Origin of the sequence: Streptomyces sp. NBC_01306 (assembly GCF_026340465.1) — a bacterium.
GTDB lineage: Bacteria > Actinomycetota > Actinomycetes > Streptomycetales > Streptomycetaceae > Streptomyces.
This window is the reverse complement of sequence record NZ_JAPEPC010000001.1, coordinates 1,583,344-1,598,198: the sequence shown is the minus strand read 5'-3', so window position 1 is coordinate 1,598,198 and position 14,855 is coordinate 1,583,344. Positions and strand designations below refer to the sequence as shown.

12 protein-coding genes are annotated in these 14,855 nt (G+C 69.8%); 8 read left to right on the top strand and 4 right to left on the bottom strand.

Annotation, left to right across the window (positions count from 1 at the left end; all coding sequences use genetic code 11):
- Nucleotides 1-286: 286 nt before the first annotated feature.
- From OG385_RS06735 to OG385_RS06710, 6 genes are all read left to right on the top strand, one after another.
- Complete coding sequence (locus OG385_RS06735; RefSeq protein WP_266852736.1) at nt 287-3,139, top strand: bifunctional diguanylate cyclase/phosphodiesterase; 2,853 nt, start codon at nt 287-289, stop codon at nt 3,137-3,139.
- A 216-nt stretch (nt 3,140-3,355) separates the two neighbouring features.
- The gene (locus OG385_RS06730) at nt 3,356-5,242 is read left to right on the top strand and encodes an acetolactate synthase large subunit (protein WP_266852734.1); all 1,887 of its coding nucleotides are present in this window, start codon (nt 3,356-3,358) and stop codon (nt 5,240-5,242) included.
- Nucleotides 5,243-5,262: 20 nt separating this feature from the next.
- Nucleotides 5,263-5,790 (top strand): acetolactate synthase small subunit, encoded by a 528-nt coding sequence (gene ilvN, locus OG385_RS06725; protein ID WP_266852732.1) that lies wholly within the window; start codon nt 5,263-5,265, stop codon nt 5,788-5,790.
- Nucleotides 5,791-5,942: 152 nt separating this feature from the next.
- Nucleotides 5,943-6,944 carry a ketol-acid reductoisomerase gene (gene ilvC, locus OG385_RS06720; RefSeq protein ID WP_266852730.1) on the top strand — a complete coding sequence of 334 codons (1,002 nt, stop codon included), beginning with the start codon at nt 5,943-5,945 and terminating at the stop codon, nt 6,942-6,944.
- 223 nt (nt 6,945-7,167) lie between these two features.
- Nucleotides 7,168-8,760 (top strand): phosphoglycerate dehydrogenase, encoded by a 1,593-nt coding sequence (gene serA / locus OG385_RS06715; RefSeq protein ID WP_266852728.1) that lies wholly within the window; start codon nt 7,168-7,170, stop codon nt 8,758-8,760.
- 98 nt (nt 8,761-8,858) lie between these two features.
- On the top strand, nt 8,859-9,446 hold the full coding sequence (locus OG385_RS06710; protein ID WP_266852726.1) for a TetR/AcrR family transcriptional regulator: 588 nt from the start codon (nt 8,859-8,861) through the stop codon (nt 9,444-9,446).
- A gap of 112 nt (nt 9,447-9,558) precedes the next feature.
- On the opposite strand, the gene OG385_RS06705 is transcribed toward OG385_RS06710, so the two are convergent.
- The 3 genes from OG385_RS06705 to OG385_RS06695 form a co-directional block, all read right to left on the bottom strand.
- Nucleotides 9,559-10,059 carry a nucleoside deaminase gene (locus OG385_RS06705; RefSeq protein WP_266852724.1) on the bottom strand — a complete coding sequence of 167 codons (501 nt, stop codon included), beginning with the start codon at nt 10,057-10,059 and terminating at the stop codon, nt 9,559-9,561.
- A 73-nt stretch (nt 10,060-10,132) separates the two neighbouring features.
- Entirely contained in the window at nt 10,133-10,603 is a 471-nt protein-coding gene (cynS, locus tag OG385_RS06700) for a cyanase (protein ID WP_266852722.1), read from the bottom strand.
- A gap of 147 nt (nt 10,604-10,750) precedes the next feature.
- Nucleotides 10,751-11,359, bottom strand: a complete 609-nt coding sequence (locus OG385_RS06695) for a carbonic anhydrase (protein ID WP_266852720.1) — start codon at nt 11,357-11,359, stop codon at nt 10,751-10,753.
- A gap of 191 nt (nt 11,360-11,550) precedes the next feature.
- Here OG385_RS06695 and cynR point away from each other — a divergent pair, with 191 nt between their 5' ends.
- Nucleotides 11,551-12,462: a transcriptional regulator CynR gene (cynR, locus tag OG385_RS06690; protein ID WP_266852718.1), complete on the top strand. Its 912-nt coding sequence runs from the start codon at nt 11,551-11,553 to the stop codon at nt 12,460-12,462.
- A 32-nt stretch (nt 12,463-12,494) separates the two neighbouring features.
- Here the strand turns inward: cynR and OG385_RS06685 are convergent, their stop codons facing one another.
- Nucleotides 12,495-13,730 carry a CdaR family transcriptional regulator gene (locus tag OG385_RS06685; protein ID WP_266860684.1) on the bottom strand — a complete coding sequence of 412 codons (1,236 nt, stop codon included), beginning with the start codon at nt 13,728-13,730 and terminating at the stop codon, nt 12,495-12,497.
- Nucleotides 13,731-13,924: 194 nt separating this feature from the next.
- Here OG385_RS06685 and OG385_RS06680 point away from each other — a divergent pair, with 194 nt between their 5' ends.
- The gene (locus OG385_RS06680) at nt 13,925-14,851 is read left to right on the top strand and encodes a proline dehydrogenase family protein (RefSeq protein ID WP_266852716.1); all 927 of its coding nucleotides are present in this window, start codon (nt 13,925-13,927) and stop codon (nt 14,849-14,851) included.
- Nucleotides 14,852-14,855: the final 4 nt, after the last annotated feature.

Here is a 14,855-nt window from a genome sequence, read left to right as displayed (position 1 = left end):
GGCATTTGGATGCGCTGTGTGCCCACAACTCTCCTGCTCGTAACGGAGAGTAGAGGCCCTATGTCCCTGAGTGACGGTACTGGTGTATCGTCCGGTTGGGGGCTCCACCGCGCAAGGTCACGGTGCGGGGGAGCGTACAGATTCCGAGGGGGCGACGGGCGATGCACGGCCAATGGACGAACCAGCTGACGCGGCGGGGCCATCGACGGCGTTCCCGGCGAGCCACCCTGCACAGATCCGGCCCGTGCCGGGCGATGCCGCGGTCAGCGGCTCCGGGGGAGGAGCGGTGAGCGCGTCGGGGGCGCTGCTCGCCCGGCAGCCGGTCTCCGGCGGCCCGGGGGGTCTGCTCTCCCAACTCCTCCTCGCCGTAGTGTGCGGAGGGTATGCGGTCGGCTCGGCGTTCGACTGGGGTTCCAAGCAACTGGCCCTTGTGATGGGCGACTTCGGCCTCAGTTTCGCCGCGGCGCTGGCGGCGGTCTCCTGCCTCTTGTACGCGCGCACCCGGGAGATCAGGTTTCGGCCCGCCTGGCTGCTCTTCTCGGTCTCCTCCGCGATGGCCTCCTGCGGAAACGCGGTGTGGGGCTGGTACGAGGTCGTCCTGCAGATCCCGGTGCCCACCCCCTCCCTCGCCGACCTCTTCTTCCTCTGCTTCGCGCCGCCCGCGATCGTGGGGCTGTTGGTGCTCGCCAAGCGTCCGGTCACCCGGGCCGGCTGGGTCTGCCTGGCGCTGGACGCCTGGCTCATCGGCGGCTCGCTGCTGACGCTCTCCTGGAGCCTCGCGCTGGCGCACACCGCGCGGCTGGAAGGCAACCACGAGAGTGTGGCCCACGCGGCCCTCTCGCTCGCCTACCCGCTCCTCGACATCGTCCTGGTGTCCATGGTGCTCGCCCTGCACTTCCGCAGGTCCAACGCCAACCGCTCGGCCATCAACACCGCCATCGCGGGGCTCGCCCTCACCGTCCTGTCCGACGCCCTCTTCACCTCGCCGCTGCTGCGCGCGAACTACCACTCGGGCCAGCTGCTGGACGCCGGCTGGTTCGCGGGGTCGCTGCTCCTGGCGTACGCCCCCTGGGCCGCACGGCTGGGAGCCACCGGATTCACCGGGGCCGACCCGGTCCCCGAGCCCAGGGGGATCCGGCATCCGGGCCGCCCGAGCCGTCCGATCGCGGGGTCGCTGTCCGCTCTCACGCCGTATCTCGCCGCCGCCGTCTGCACCCTCGGCATCCTCGACAACGTGATCGACGGCCGCAGAGTGGACCGGGTGGTCGTCTTCACCGGCTGCACGGTCGTGCTCGCCCTGGTCGTACGGCAGGGCATCATGCTCGTCGACAACATCGCGCTCACCCATGAACTGGCCCAGAAGGAGAACCACTTCCGCTCCCTGGTGCAGGGGTCGAGCGATGTCATCATGATCGCCGCACCCACCGGCATCCTGCGGTACGTCAGCCCCGCCGCCGCCGGTGTCTACGGGCGGGACGCCGAAGAACTCATCGGCTCCGAGCTCGCCTCACTCATCCACTCCGAGGACCTGGGGCGCGTGGTCCACGAGGTGCGGCGGTTTCTGGCCGCCTCACCCGCCAGCGAGCCCACCACCCGTATCGAGTGCCGCTTCAGATCCGGCACCGGCGACTGGCTCAATGTCGAGTCCACGGTCAACCGCCACCAGGGCGGCCTGATCTTCAACAGCAGGGACGTGACCGAACGGGTCCGGCTCCAGGCCCAGTTGCAGCACAACGCCGAGCACGATCCGCTCACCGACCTGCCCAACCGCGCGCTCTTCACCGACCGGGTCCGCAAGGCGCTAGTCGGGCGCAGGGCGACGGACCACGGCACGGCGGTGCTCTTCATCGACCTGGACGGCTTCAAGGCGGTGAACGACACCATCGGCCACCAGGCCGGTGACGAACTGCTGATCCAGGCGGCCCGCCGTCTCCAGGAGTCGGTCCGGTCCGGGGACACGGCGGCCCGGCTCGGCGGCGACGAGTTCGCGGCCCTGATCATCGGCAACGGCGGCCAGGACCTGCCCGCCCGCGAATCCCAGGTCCACGAGATCGCCGACCGGCTGCGGCTGCGGCTCTCCGAGCCGTACCGGATCGAGGGCAGCGAGGTGCGGGTCGCGGCCTCCATCGGCGTCGCCTTCGCCGAGTCGGGCATCACCCCGACCGATCTGATGCGCAACGCCGACCTCGCCATGTACCGGGCGAAGGCCGGCGGCAAGAACCGCGTCGAGCTGTACGCGCCGCAGATGCAGGCCGAGGTGGTCCGCAGATCCGAGCTGTCCGCCCGGCTCCGTACCGCGCTGCACGACGGCGAGTTCGCCCTGCTGCACCAGCCCGTGGTGAATCTCACGACCGGCCGGATCGCTGCCGTCGCGGCCCAGGCCCGCTGGCGGTCGACCCAGGGCATCCTCTTCACCCCCGCGGAGTTCCTCCAGGTCCACGAGACCGGGGACATGGCCGAGGGCGCCCGCACCGGTGAGCTCAGCCGCTGGCTGCTCGAAGAGGCCGTCGAGCAGGCCGCGGACCGCGGAGGCGCCGGGCACCAGGTGCCGGTAGCCGTGCGCCTCTCCGCGCGCAGGCTGCTGGACAGGTCCATGCCGCTCGGCTCCATCGAGGCGCTCCTCAGCCGGCACGGGCTGCCCTCCGGCGCCCTGGTCATCGAGATCGCCGACAGCGACCCCAGGATCGCCTTCGAGGAGCTGGAGCGCCGTCTGATGGTCCTGCGCAGGCATGGTGTGCGGATCGCCCTGGACGGATTCGGCCGGGGCTACGCCGCGATAAACGCACTGCGGCGGCTGCCGGTCGACGTACTCAAACTGGACCGCGGACTGGTCGAGGGCGTGGTGGAATCGGCGCGGCTGCACAAAATCACCAGCGGGCTGCTGCGCATCGCCTGCGACCTGGGTATGCAGTCGGTCGCGGACGGGGTCGACTTACCCGAACAGGTGACCGCGCTGCGCGCGATGGGGTGTACGCACGGGCAGGGCATGGCGTTCGCCGGGCCACTGGACGAGTACCGGCTGCGCCGCTCCCTGAGCCGTTCGCGCTTCCCCCTGCCGGGTGGTGCGGCCAGGCCGGTACTGCTCGGAACACGGTCCTTCGCCGGTTCAAATAATGAGACGCCTGTCCCACCCACTTGACAGTCACCGGGGGGCGGGAGGAGGGTCAGTGCCATGACCACCCGAATTCTCGTACTTGGAAAGCGCGTCGGCTGAAGCAGAGCTCCTCACCAGCTCCGCTCAATGCCCCCGACGCGCTCCCCTCGCTTGCCTCACGGCACGGGGGGTTTTTTGTTGCACCAGCACCACCGGAACACCGCGAAAATCCCCGCAAAAACCCTCAGCTTCGAGAAGAGAATGCCGATGACCGAGCAGGCCACCGGGGCCCACCACCCGCAGCCGCGGGCCCGTAACGGCGGACCGTCGTCCGCCACCGTCGAGCACGTCACGGGCGCGCAGTCCCTCATCCGTTCTCTTGAGGAAGTCGGGGCCGATACGGTATTCGGCATTCCCGGCGGTGCGATCCTCCCGGCGTACGACCCGATGATGGACTCCACCCGGGTGCGCCACATCCTGGTCCGGCACGAGCAGGGCGCGGGTCACGCGGCCACTGGATATGCGCAGGCCACCGGCAAGGTTGGCGTGTGCATGGCCACGTCGGGGCCCGGTGCCACCAACCTGGTCACGCCGATCGCCGACGCGCACATGGACTCGGTCCCGCTGGTCGCGATCACCGGTCAGGTGGCCTCCGCCTCCATCGGTACGGACGCCTTCCAGGAGGCGGACATCTGCGGCATCACGATGCCGATCACCAAGCACAACTGGCTGGTCACCGACGCGGCCGACATCCCGCGGGTGATCGCCGAGGCGTTCCAGGTCGCCTCGACCGGGCGGCCCGGCCCGGTGCTGGTCGACATCGCCAAGGACGCGCTGCAGGCGCAGACGACGTTCTCCTGGCCACCGCAGCTGGAGCTGCCCGGCTACCGGCCGGTGACCAAGCCGCACGCCAAGCAGATCCGTGAGGCGGCCCGGCTCATCGCGCAGGCCAAGCGCCCGGTGCTGTACGTCGGCGGCGGTGTCATCAAGGCGCACGCCACCGCGGAGCTCAAGGTGCTCGCCGAGCTGACCGGGGCACCGGTCACCACCACGCTGATGGCGCTCGGCGCGTTCCCCGACAGCCACCCGCAGCACGTGGGCATGCCCGGGATGCACGGTGCGGTGACCGCGGTGACCGCACTGCAGAAGTCCGATCTGCTGATCGCGCTCGGCACCCGCTTCGACGACCGCGTCACCGGCAAGCTGGACAGCTTCGCGCCGGACGCCAAGGTCATCCACGCGGACGTCGACCCCGCCGAGATCGGCAAGAACCGCCAGGTGGACGTCCCGATCGTCGGAGACGCCCGCGAGGTCATCGCCGACCTGGTCCAGGCCGTCCAGGCCGAGCACACCGAGGGCACCATGGGTGAGGCCGCCCAGAAGCGGTACGCGGACTGGTGGACGGACCTCAACCGCTGGCGCGACACCTACCCGCTGGGCTACGACCTGCCCGCGGACGGCAGCCTCTCCCCGCAGCAGGTCATCGAGCGCATCGGCCGGGCCGCCGACGGAGACACGATCTTCGCGGCGGGCGTCGGACAGCACCAGATGTGGGCCTCGCACTTCATCCAGTACGAGCACCCCGCCACCTGGCTGAACTCCGGCGGCGCCGGGACGATGGGCTACGCGGTCCCGGCCGCGATGGGCGCCAAGGCCGGTATGCCGGACCGGATGGTCTGGGCGATCGACGGCGACGGCTGCTTCCAGATGACCAATCAGGAACTGACCACCTGCGCGCTCAACAACATCCCGATCAAGGTCGCGATCATCAACAACGGCGCCCTCGGGATGGTCCGCCAGTGGCAGACCCTCTTCTACAACCAGCGCTACTCCAACACGGTGCTGCACTCGGGCCCCGACGCCGACGGCATCGCGGCGGACGGCAAGGCCAGCGGCGGTACCCGGATCCCGGACTTCGTGAAGCTGTCCGAGGCCATGGGCTGTGTCGCGCTGCGCTGTGAGCGCCCGGAGGACCTGGACAAGGTCATCGCCGAGGCGAACGCGATCAACGACCGCCCGGTCGTGGTCGACTTCATCGTCCACGAGGACGCGATGGTCTGGCCCATGGTGGCCGCCGGTACCTCCAACGACGAGGTCATGGCCGCCCGCGGTGTCCGCCCCGACTTCGGCGACAGCGAAGAGAACTGAGACAGAGAGAGACCGACGACATGTCCACCAAGCACACGCTCTCCGTCCTGGTCGAGAACACGCCGGGCATCCTCGCCCGGATCGCCGCCCTGTTCTCCCGCCGCGGCTTCAACATCGACTCGCTCGCCGTGGGCGTCACCGAACACCCCGACATCTCCCGCATCACCATTGTGGTGAGTGTCGACGACCTGCCGCTGGAGCAGGTGACGAAGCAGCTCAACAAGCTGGTCAACGTCCTGAAGATCGTCGAACTCGAGCCCGGCGCTGCGATCCAGCGCGAGCTCGTCCTGGTGAAGGTCCGCGCCGACAACGAGACCCGCTCCCAGATCGTCGAGATCGTCCAGCTGTTCCGCGCCAAGACCGTGGACGTCTCACCGGAGGCCGTGACCATCGAGGCCACCGGCGGGACCGACAAGCTGGACGCGATGCTCAAGATGCTGGAGCAGTACGGCATCAAGGAACTCGTCCAGTCCGGCTCGATCGCCATAGGCCGCGGCGCGCGCTCCATCACGGACCGCAGCCTGCGAGCGCTCGAACGCAGCGCCTGAGAGTCCGCCGGGCGGCCTCCGAGCCGTCGGGCACCGCGCGTTCCGGCGGATCACGCGGTGCCCGCCCGCTCGCATGGCGAGACCCGGAAACCTTCCCCTCCCCGCCCCCCGTACGGTGGGCCGTAACACCTGCACACCAAGGAGATATCCCAGTGGCCGAGCTTTTCTACGACGACGATGCCGACCTGTCGATCATCCAGGGCCGCAAGGTCGCAGTCATCGGATACGGCAGCCAGGGCCACGCCCACGCGCTGTCGCTGCGTGACTCGGGTGTCGACGTCCGTGTCGGTCTGCACGAGGGCTCCAAGTCCAAGGCCAAGGCCGAGGAGCAGGGCCTGCGCGTGGTGACCCCCGCCGAGGCGTCCGCCGAGGCCGACGTCATCATGATCCTCGTCCCGGACCCGATCCAGGCCCAGGTCTACGAGGAGTCCATCAAGGGCAACCTGAAGGACGGCGACGCGCTGTTCTTCGGCCACGGTCTGAACATCCGCTTCGACTTCATCAAGCCGCCGGCCAATGTCGACGTCTGCATGGTCGCCCCCAAGGGCCCGGGTCACCTGGTCCGCCGTCAGTACGAGGAGGGCCGCGGCGTTCCGTGCATCGTGGCCGTCGAGCAGGACGCCTCGGGCAAGGGCCTGGCGCTGGCGCTCTCGTACGCGAAGGGCATCGGCGGCACCCGGGCCGGCGTCATCAAGACGACCTTCACCGAGGAGACCGAGACCGACCTCTTCGGCGAGCAGGCCGTCCTCTGTGGTGGCACCGCCGCGCTGGTCAAGGCGGGCTTCGAGACGCTGACCGAGGCCGGCTACCAGCCGGAGATCGCGTACTTCGAGTGCCTCCACGAGCTCAAGCTGATCGTGGACCTCATGTACGAGGGCGGCCTGGAGAAGATGCGCTGGTCGATCTCCGAGACCGCTGAGTGGGGCGACTACGTCAGCGGCCCGCGCATCATCACCGACCAGACCAAGGTCGAGATGAAGAAGATCCTGGGCGAGATCCAGGACGGTACGTTCGCCAAGAACTGGATGGACGAGTACCACGGCGGCCTGAAGAAGTACAACGAGTACAAGAAGGCCGACGAGAACCACCTCCTGGAGACCACGGGCAAGGAGCTCCGGAAGCTCATGAGCTGGGTCGACAACGACGAGGCGTAAGCCACCAGGACAGGGGGCCTCCCGGACGGGACGGCCCCCTGTCCACTGCGGCCAACCACGGACGGGTGATCCTTCCGAACTGGCGGAATAAGTAAGCCGCGACGCCACTACACTGCTCAGACATACGCGTCAGGCCCACAGCGTCGTGCGTCTTCCACGCGCCCCAGCCCCTCCGCCTGCGGCCGTCGGGACGGCCGTCCGCAACGGACTTGTGAGGACTAACGTGAGCTCGAAACCTGTCGTACTCATCGCTGAAGAGCTGTCGCCCGCCACGGTGGACGCGCTGGGCCCGGACTTCGAGGTCCGGCACTGCAACGGCGCCGACCGCGCGGAGCTGCTGCCCGCCATCGCCGACGTGGACGCGATCCTGGTGCGCTCGGCGACCAAGGTCGACGCCGAAGCCGTCGCCGCAGCCAAGAAGCTGAAGATCGTCGCCCGTGCCGGTGTCGGCCTGGACAACGTCGACGTCTCCGCCGCTACCAAGGCCGGCGTCATGGTCGTGAACGCACCGACCTCCAACATCGTCACCGCCGCCGAACTCGCCTGCGGTCTGCTGGTCGCCACGGCGCGCAACATCCCGCAGGCCAACAGCGCGCTCAAGAACGGCGAGTGGAAGCGCTCGAAGTACACCGGCGTCGAGCTGAGCGAGAAGACCCTCGGTGTCGTCGGCCTCGGCCGGATCGGCGTCCTGGTCGCGCAGCGCATGTCGGCCTTCGGCATGAAGATCGTCGCCTACGACCCCTACGTACAGCCCGCGCGCGCCGCCCAGATGGGCGTCAAGCTGCTCTCGCTCGACGAGCTGCTCGAAGTCGCGGACTTCATCACCGTGCACCTCCCCAAGACCCCCGAGACGATCGGCCTGATCGGCGACGAGGCGCTGCACAAGGTGCAGCCGCACGTCCGGATCGTCAACGCCGCGCGTGGCGGGATCGTGGACGAGGAGGCGCTCGCCTCCGCCCTCAAGGAGGGCCGCGTCGCCGGTGCGGGTCTGGACGTCTACGCGAAGGAGCCCTGCACGGACTCCCCGCTCTTCCAGTTCGACCAGGTCGTCTGCACCCCGCACCTCGGTGCTTCCACGGACGAGGCGCAGGAGAAGGCGGGTGTCGCGGTCGCCAAGTCCGTACGCCTCGCGCTCGCCGGTGAGCTCGTTCCCGACGCGGTCAACGTCCAGGGCGGCGTGATCGCCGAGGACGTGAAGCCGGGGCTGCCGCTCGCGGAGAAGCTCGGCCGGATCTTCACCGCGCTGGCGGGCGAGGTCGCCGCCCGGCTCGACGTCGAGGTGTACGGCGAGATCACCCAGCACGATGTCAAGGTGCTCGAACTCTCGGCGCTCAAGGGCGTGTTCGAGGACGTCGTGGACGAGACCGTGAGCTACGTCAACGCCCCGCTCTTCGCGCAGGAGCGCGGTGTCGAGGTCCGTCTGACGACCAGCTCCGAGTCGCCCGACCACCGCAACGTCGTCACCGTCCGGGGAACTCTCGCGGACGGCGAAGAGGTCTCGGTCTCCGGCACGCTGGCCGGTCCGAAGAACCTCCAGAAGATCGTCTCCGTCGGTGAGTACGACGTGGACGTGGCGCTCTCCGACCACATGGTCGTGCTGCGCTACGCGGACCGCCCCGGTGTGGTCGGCGCGGTCGGCAAGATCCTCGGCGAGGCCGGGCTGAACATCGCGGGCATGCAGGTCTCGCGGGCGGCCGTGGGCGGCGAGGCGCTGGTCGTCCTCACCGTCGACGACACCGTGCCGCCGGCCGTGCTGGCCGAGATCTCCGAGGAGATCGGCGCCGCCTCGGCCCGCTCGGTCAACCTGACCGACTGATTTCCCGCACGTCACCGCTGATTTCCGCATGTCACGCCGTACCCGGCTCGTAGACATACGTCTTACACAGGCGTCTGTGAGCCGGGTACGCTGCTGTCATGGGACATCGTGAGGATCTGCTCGAAGGCGCCAAGCGCTGCCTGCTGGAGAAGGGGTACGCGCGGACGACGGCCCGCGACATCGTCGCCGCCTCAGGTACGAATCTGGCCTCCATCGGCTACCACTACGGTTCCAAGGAGGCTCTGCTGAATCTGGCCTTCCTCAAGGTGACCGAGGAGTGGGGCGACGCGGTCGGCGAGGAGTCCGGGGTGGATCCCACGGCCATCGCCGATCCGTACGAGCGCTTCGAGGCGGTCTGGGGGAAGGTCATCGGCTCGTACGAGGACAGCCGGGCCCTGTGGAAACTCCAGCTCGAAGTGGTCTCGCGCATCGATGACGAGCCCGAGCTGCGCAAGGCGATCGCCGGGCCGCAGCAGGAGGGCCGTAGCGGACTCGCCGAGAACTTCCAGGGCATCGACGAGAAGACCGAGCCGGAGAAGGCCCGTACGGCCGGGCTCGTCTACCAGGCGCTGCTGGTCGGGGTGATGGTCCAGTGGCTGATGGACCCCGGCACGGCGCCCTCCGCGCGGGACCTCACGGACGGGCTCAGGGCGATCATCGGGGACGACGGACACGGGCCGGCCTGACGGCCGGCCCGTGCAAGGGCGCTGTGGGCGGACTGGTCCCGCCTGCTCGGCTGCGTGCCCGGGGCGGCGGGGGCGAGACCGCCCCCGCCGTCCCTTCGGTCGGCCCGGGGTATCAGCCGGCGGTGGGGGCCCCGGCCACGCGGCGCTCGCCGCCGTTCAGCTCCTGCCAGTGCCGGTAGACGTCGACCGCGCCGTCATGCGACTGGTGGCGCATGGGCAGCCGGCGCTCGGTGTAGTCCTTGGCGAACTCACCGTAGAAGGTGTCGAGTTCGAAGTACTTGCGGTCGTCCACATAGTGCGGCTCATAGGCGTCACGGGTGGTGAGGAAGACGACTTCGTCCGGGGAGCAGTAGTACAGCGCCCCGAGGCACATCGGGCAGGGGTGGGCCAGGACGTAGATGGTGGTGCCGGCCAGGTGCTCGGTGCCCAGCTTCACGCACGCGTCGCGGATGGCGAGGACCTCCGCGTGTGCCGTGGGGTCGTTGGTCTGGGCGACCTTGTTCGCGCTCTCGGCCAGGATTTCGCCGTCCTTGACGATGACGGTCGCGAACGGCCGGCCGCCGTCGGCGACGTTCTGCCGGGCGAGGTCGATGGTGCGCTGCGCGAAGTCCATGAGGATTCCTCCAGGTGTGAAATCGGGGGAGTGGGGGTGGAGGGCCAGGGGGAGAGGGTCTGCGGCCTGCGGGTCAGAAGGGCTTGGTGGGCAGGTACTTGCCGTCCAGGGTGATGATGGCGCGCTCGCCGCCCTCCGGATCGGCAACCTTCCGCACATCGAGCCGGAAGTTGACCGCGCTGATGATGCCGTCGCCGAACTGCTCGTGGATCAGGGCCTTGAGCGTGGTGCCGTAGACCTGGAGCATCTCGTGGAAGCGGTAGATCGTCGGGTCGGTCGGGATGCCCTCGGGGATCGAACCGCGGGTCGGGATGGTCTGCAGCAGCATCACCGCGTCGTCGTCCAGGCCGAGGAGTTCGGCGACGGCCTGCGCGGCGTCGGCCGGCAGGGCGTGCTGGCCGAGGACGGCGGCGGTGGTGAAAGCGGGTGACAGCCCGGCGGCGTCGGCGATCTGCTGCCAGGACAGGTCCTTGCGGGTCTTGGCCTCCACGGCGGCGACGGCCAGGGCCTGACGGGCGGTGGGGTCCAGCTGGGCGTGCATCATGAGCCGGTCTTCCTTTCGGTGTGCTCTCCAGGGGCTGGGAGCTGTGTGTGCTGCTTCCCGCGGGGGCGGGCGCGGCGGGTTCTCGGGTGGGGTGGTGATCCCGGGCGCGGCGCTGCGTCGGGGATCAGGAGGGGCTGGGGGGGCAGGTCAGGCGGCGAGTGCGGTGCCGCGGCCGGTCGCGGGGTCGAGCCTTTCGACAGTGCCGGTGGCGATGTCGTAGACCCAGCCGTACAGGGTGACCGTGCCGGCGGCGAGCGCACGGGCCACCGAGGGGTGGCCGGCCAGGTTCGTCAGCTGTGCGAGCACGTTCCGGCGTATCAGCGCGTCCACGGTGACCGCTCCGGCCCCGGTCGCGGTGGCGGGCTGGGGCGGGGCGGCGTGCCGCAGCCAGTCGGCGACCGCGGGGGCACCGGTCAGGTCGTGGCCTTCGGCCAGGGCGGTCATCGCGCCGCAGGCGGAGTGCCCGCAGACCACGATGGAGGACACACCCAGCACCGTGACGGCGTACTCGATGCTCGCCGCGATCCCGTCGGCGCGGGCCGGGGCGTGGGCGGGGACGAGGTTGCCGGCGGTACGGATCACGAACAGCTCACCCGGCTCGCTGGCGCAGATCAGCTCCGGCAGGACACGGGCGTCGGAGCAGCCGATGAACAGTGTCGTCGGCCGGTGGTGGTCCGCGAGGTGGGCGAAGAGTTCCGCCCTGGGGGGAAAGCTGTCCCGCTTGAAGCGCCGTACTCCCTCGGTGAGGTCGTGCATGGCCACTCCCTTCGATGGATGCCGAACCGGTGAATGCCGGGCCGGTGGATGCCCAGCCGGTGGGCCGACCGGATCCGTCGGCCGGATCCGTCGACCGGATCCGCTGACTGGATCCACCATGCACGACCTCGGCCTATAGCGTCCAAGACGTAATATCCATCAGCCCTATTGATGGCATCTATAGTCGAGGCATGGCCCTGGAACTGCGTCATCTGCGCTATCTGCTCGCCGTTGCCGAGCACGGCAGCTTCACCCGCGCCGCCGAGGACCTGCGGATCTCCCAGCCCACCCTGTCCCAGCAGATCAAACAGCTGGAGCGCGGCGTGGGGGTGCAGCTGCTGGACCGTACCGGACGCGCCGTACGCCTCACCGACGCCGGCGAGGCGTACGTGCACTACGCCCGCCGCGCGCTACGAGACCTGGCCGCCGCCGAACGTGCCGTCGCCGATGTGCAGGACCTCTCCCGGGGCAGCCTGCGCCTGGCGGTGACCCCGACCTTCACCGCCTATCTGATCGGGCCCCTGATCGCCGAGCTGCACACCCGTCATCCCGGTATCGCCCTGGACGTCCGGGAGATGACGCAGGATCACATCGAGTCGGCCCTGCTCGCCGACGGTCTCGACCTCGGTATCGCCTTCGACGGCCCCCATCTGCCAGGTATCGCCGCGACAGCCCTGTTCACCGAAACCCTCAGCCTCGTCATCGGCGCGGGCAGGTCCGACGCCGACCCCGACGGCGGACAGCCGCTGCCCGCCAGAGCCCTCGCCGAGCGTCATCTCGCCCTGCTCAGCGGCGACTTCGCCACCCGCGGCCACATCGACGCCTACTTCGCCCAGGAACGGGTCAGTCCCCGCATCATGGTGGAGGCGAACTCCATCCAGGCGCTCACCGAGATCGTCCGGCGCACCGGGCTGGCGACCGTCCTGCCCGACGCCATCACCCACGACCACCCGCACCTGCGCCCCGTCCCTCTCGAACCGCCCCTGCCACAACGCACCGTCGCACTCCTCCGGCGCGAGAGCGCCTACCGGAGCGCCGCGTCCCGCGCCTTCACCGACGTCGTCCAGCAGGTGCTCCGCACCCGCGGCTACACGCCCGCCTGACCGAGCCGCCGGAACACCTTCCGCCGGAGCCGCTACAGCCGCGCCCCCTTCAGCGCCATGTGCAGCAGGAGCCGGTCCTCGCCCTCGTCCAGATCGAGGCCGGTCAGCTGCTCGATGCGGGAGAGGCGGTAGTAGAGGGTCTGGCGGTGGATGCCGAGCGCCGACGCGGTCCGCCCGGCCTGGCCCGCGCAGTCGAGGAACACCTCGGCGGTGTGGGCCAGTTCGGCATGGGCCGGCGTCGTGAGATCCCGTACCACCGTGTCGCGTGCGAGCCCCCGGGGGAGCGCGGTCAGCAGGCGGTACGGGCCGATCGACGCCCACTCCGCGACCGGGCCGAACCGTGGCTCGGCCGCCGCGGCGCGGGCGGCTGCCGCGCACTCGCGCCAGGACACCGACAGCTCGGTCAGACCGTGCCGGGCCGGGGCCACGCCCGCGGTGACCCCGGCCCCCGCCAGCTCCGCGAGGCGCGACGCGGCACTCAGCGCCGGGTCGAGGGTGCCGGCGCTGCGCACTCTGATCAGCGCCGCCAGGGCGTACGGAGCGTTTTCGGCGACCGGGCCCCCGCCGTCGGCCGGGCCGCTGCTCGTACTGGATCCGGGGCCGCCCGTACCGGGTCCGGGGCCGCCAGGGCCTGCGTCCGGGCCTGTTCCCGGCAGGGTGCACAGCGCAGCGGCGGCCGGTACGGGGCGGACCGGCGGATCCTCGTCCGGCCAGGGCGCCACGCACACCATGGCGTGCAGCCCGTCCGCGCTCGGTCCCAGCGCCGTACGCAGCGCCGCCACCGCCATGTCGCGCGGCCAGCCGGCTTCGGAGGTGAGCACCGCGCGGAACTCACGCGACAGCCCGGCGCCCGCCTGCGCCTCCTCGAACAGCAGGTCGCCGATGCGCGCGGTCACCTCCATCGCCGCGGCCAGCCGGCGGTCCGTGGGGCCGGGGTCGGAGTCCAGGAGCCAGACGTATCCGTACACGGTGCCCCGATGGCGTACCGGCAGACAGATCCGGCCACGGAAGACCCCGGCCTCCGGTGCGGCGGGGATGCGGACCGGGCCGGTGGCGCGGGTGATGCCGAAGTCCTCGAACCAGGAGCGGACGGCCGGGGTGGACCGCCGGGTGAGGATCGAGCGGGTACGGACCGGGTCCATCTCGCTGTCGTCCTCGCTGTTGTGCGCACCGAAGGCGATCAGCCCGAAATCCCGGTTCTCCAGGGTCGCGGGGGCGCCGAGCAGCGCCGAGATCTCGTCGGCCAGTTCCTGGTAGTCACCCTTCACGCTTGGCATTCTCCCACCCCTTCAGACATATGTCTGAGATCCAGGGCACGGATGCGTGACAGCTGTCGATGGCAGAACATCGGAGCGGTCCTTAAGTTTCGAAGTAGTTCCCCCGTGCTGTACCGGTCCGATTCGGTTCATACCGCTTCCGTACCGCTGCGGTCCTCGTTCGTACTTTTGGTTGGAGGTGCTCCGTGCTGGCTCCCGTGATCCTCGCTGCGGCGCGAAGTGACAAGATGCGCCGGTTCATTTCGGCCGCCCCGGGCACCAAGCAGGTCGTCGGCCGCTTCATCGCCGGTGAGACCGTCGAGCAGGTCGTCCCGATCATCAAGGACGCCGCCGACAAGGGCCTGGAGGTCACCCTCGACGTGGTGGGTGAGGACATCACCACCCCCGCGCAGGCCACCGCCGCCCGTGACGCCTACCTGGAGCTGGTCGACCGCCTCAAGGACCTCGGTCTGGGCGAGAAGGCCGAGATGTCGGTCAAGCTGTCGATGTTCGGCCAGGGGCTGGATGGCGGCCACGAGCTGGCGCTCGCCAACGTCCGCCGGGTCGTCGAGGCCGCCGCCGCCATCGGCACCACGGTTACCCTGGATGCCGAGGACCACACCACGCTCGACTCGATGTTCGCCATCCACGAGGAGCTGCGGAAGGACTTCCCGCAGACCGGCTGTGTCATTCAGGCCTACCTCTTCCGCACCGAGGACGACGCCCGCCGCCTCGCCGCGGCCGGCAGCCGGGTCCGCATCGTGAAGGGCGCCTACAAGGAGCCCGCCTCCGTCGCGTACCAGGTGAAGACCGAGATCGACAAGGCGTACGTCCGGATCCTGAAGATCCTCATGGACGGCGACGGCTACCCGATGATCGGGTCCCACGACCCGCGTCTGATCGCCATCGGCCAGGAGCTGGCCCGCAGGGCCGGGCGCAAACTGAACGAGTACGAGTTCCAGATGCTGTACGGCATCCGCAGTGACGAGCACATCCGGCTCGCGGCCGAGGGCCACCGGATGCGCGTCTACACGGCGTACGGCACCGACTGGTACGGCTATTTCATGCGCCGCCTCGCGGAGAAGCCGGCCAACCTGCTGTTCTTCGGCCGCTCCGTGCTCACCAAGGGCTGACCTG

What these genes read in the sequence shown, in the direction of transcription:
- OG385_RS06730 (WP_266852734.1), top strand. Translation starts at nt 3,356, where the DNA reads ATGCCGATGACCGAGCAGGCCACCGGGGCCCACCACCCGCAGCCGCGG.
- cynR (WP_266852718.1), top strand. Translation starts at nt 11,551, where the DNA reads ATGGCCCTGGAACTGCGTCATCTGCGCTATCTGCTCGCCGTTGCCGAG.
- ilvN (WP_266852732.1), top strand. Translation starts at nt 5,263, where the DNA reads ATGTCCACCAAGCACACGCTCTCCGTCCTGGTCGAGAACACGCCGGGC.
- OG385_RS06695 (WP_266852720.1), bottom strand. Translation starts at nt 11,359, where the DNA reads ATGCACGACCTCACCGAGGGAGTACGGCGCTTCAAGCGGGACAGCTTT.
- OG385_RS06710 (WP_266852726.1), top strand. Translation starts at nt 8,859, where the DNA reads ATGGGACATCGTGAGGATCTGCTCGAAGGCGCCAAGCGCTGCCTGCTG.
- OG385_RS06705 (WP_266852724.1), bottom strand. Translation starts at nt 10,059, where the DNA reads ATGGACTTCGCGCAGCGCACCATCGACCTCGCCCGGCAGAACGTCGCC.
- cynS (WP_266852722.1), bottom strand. Translation starts at nt 10,603, where the DNA reads ATGATGCACGCCCAGCTGGACCCCACCGCCCGTCAGGCCCTGGCCGTC.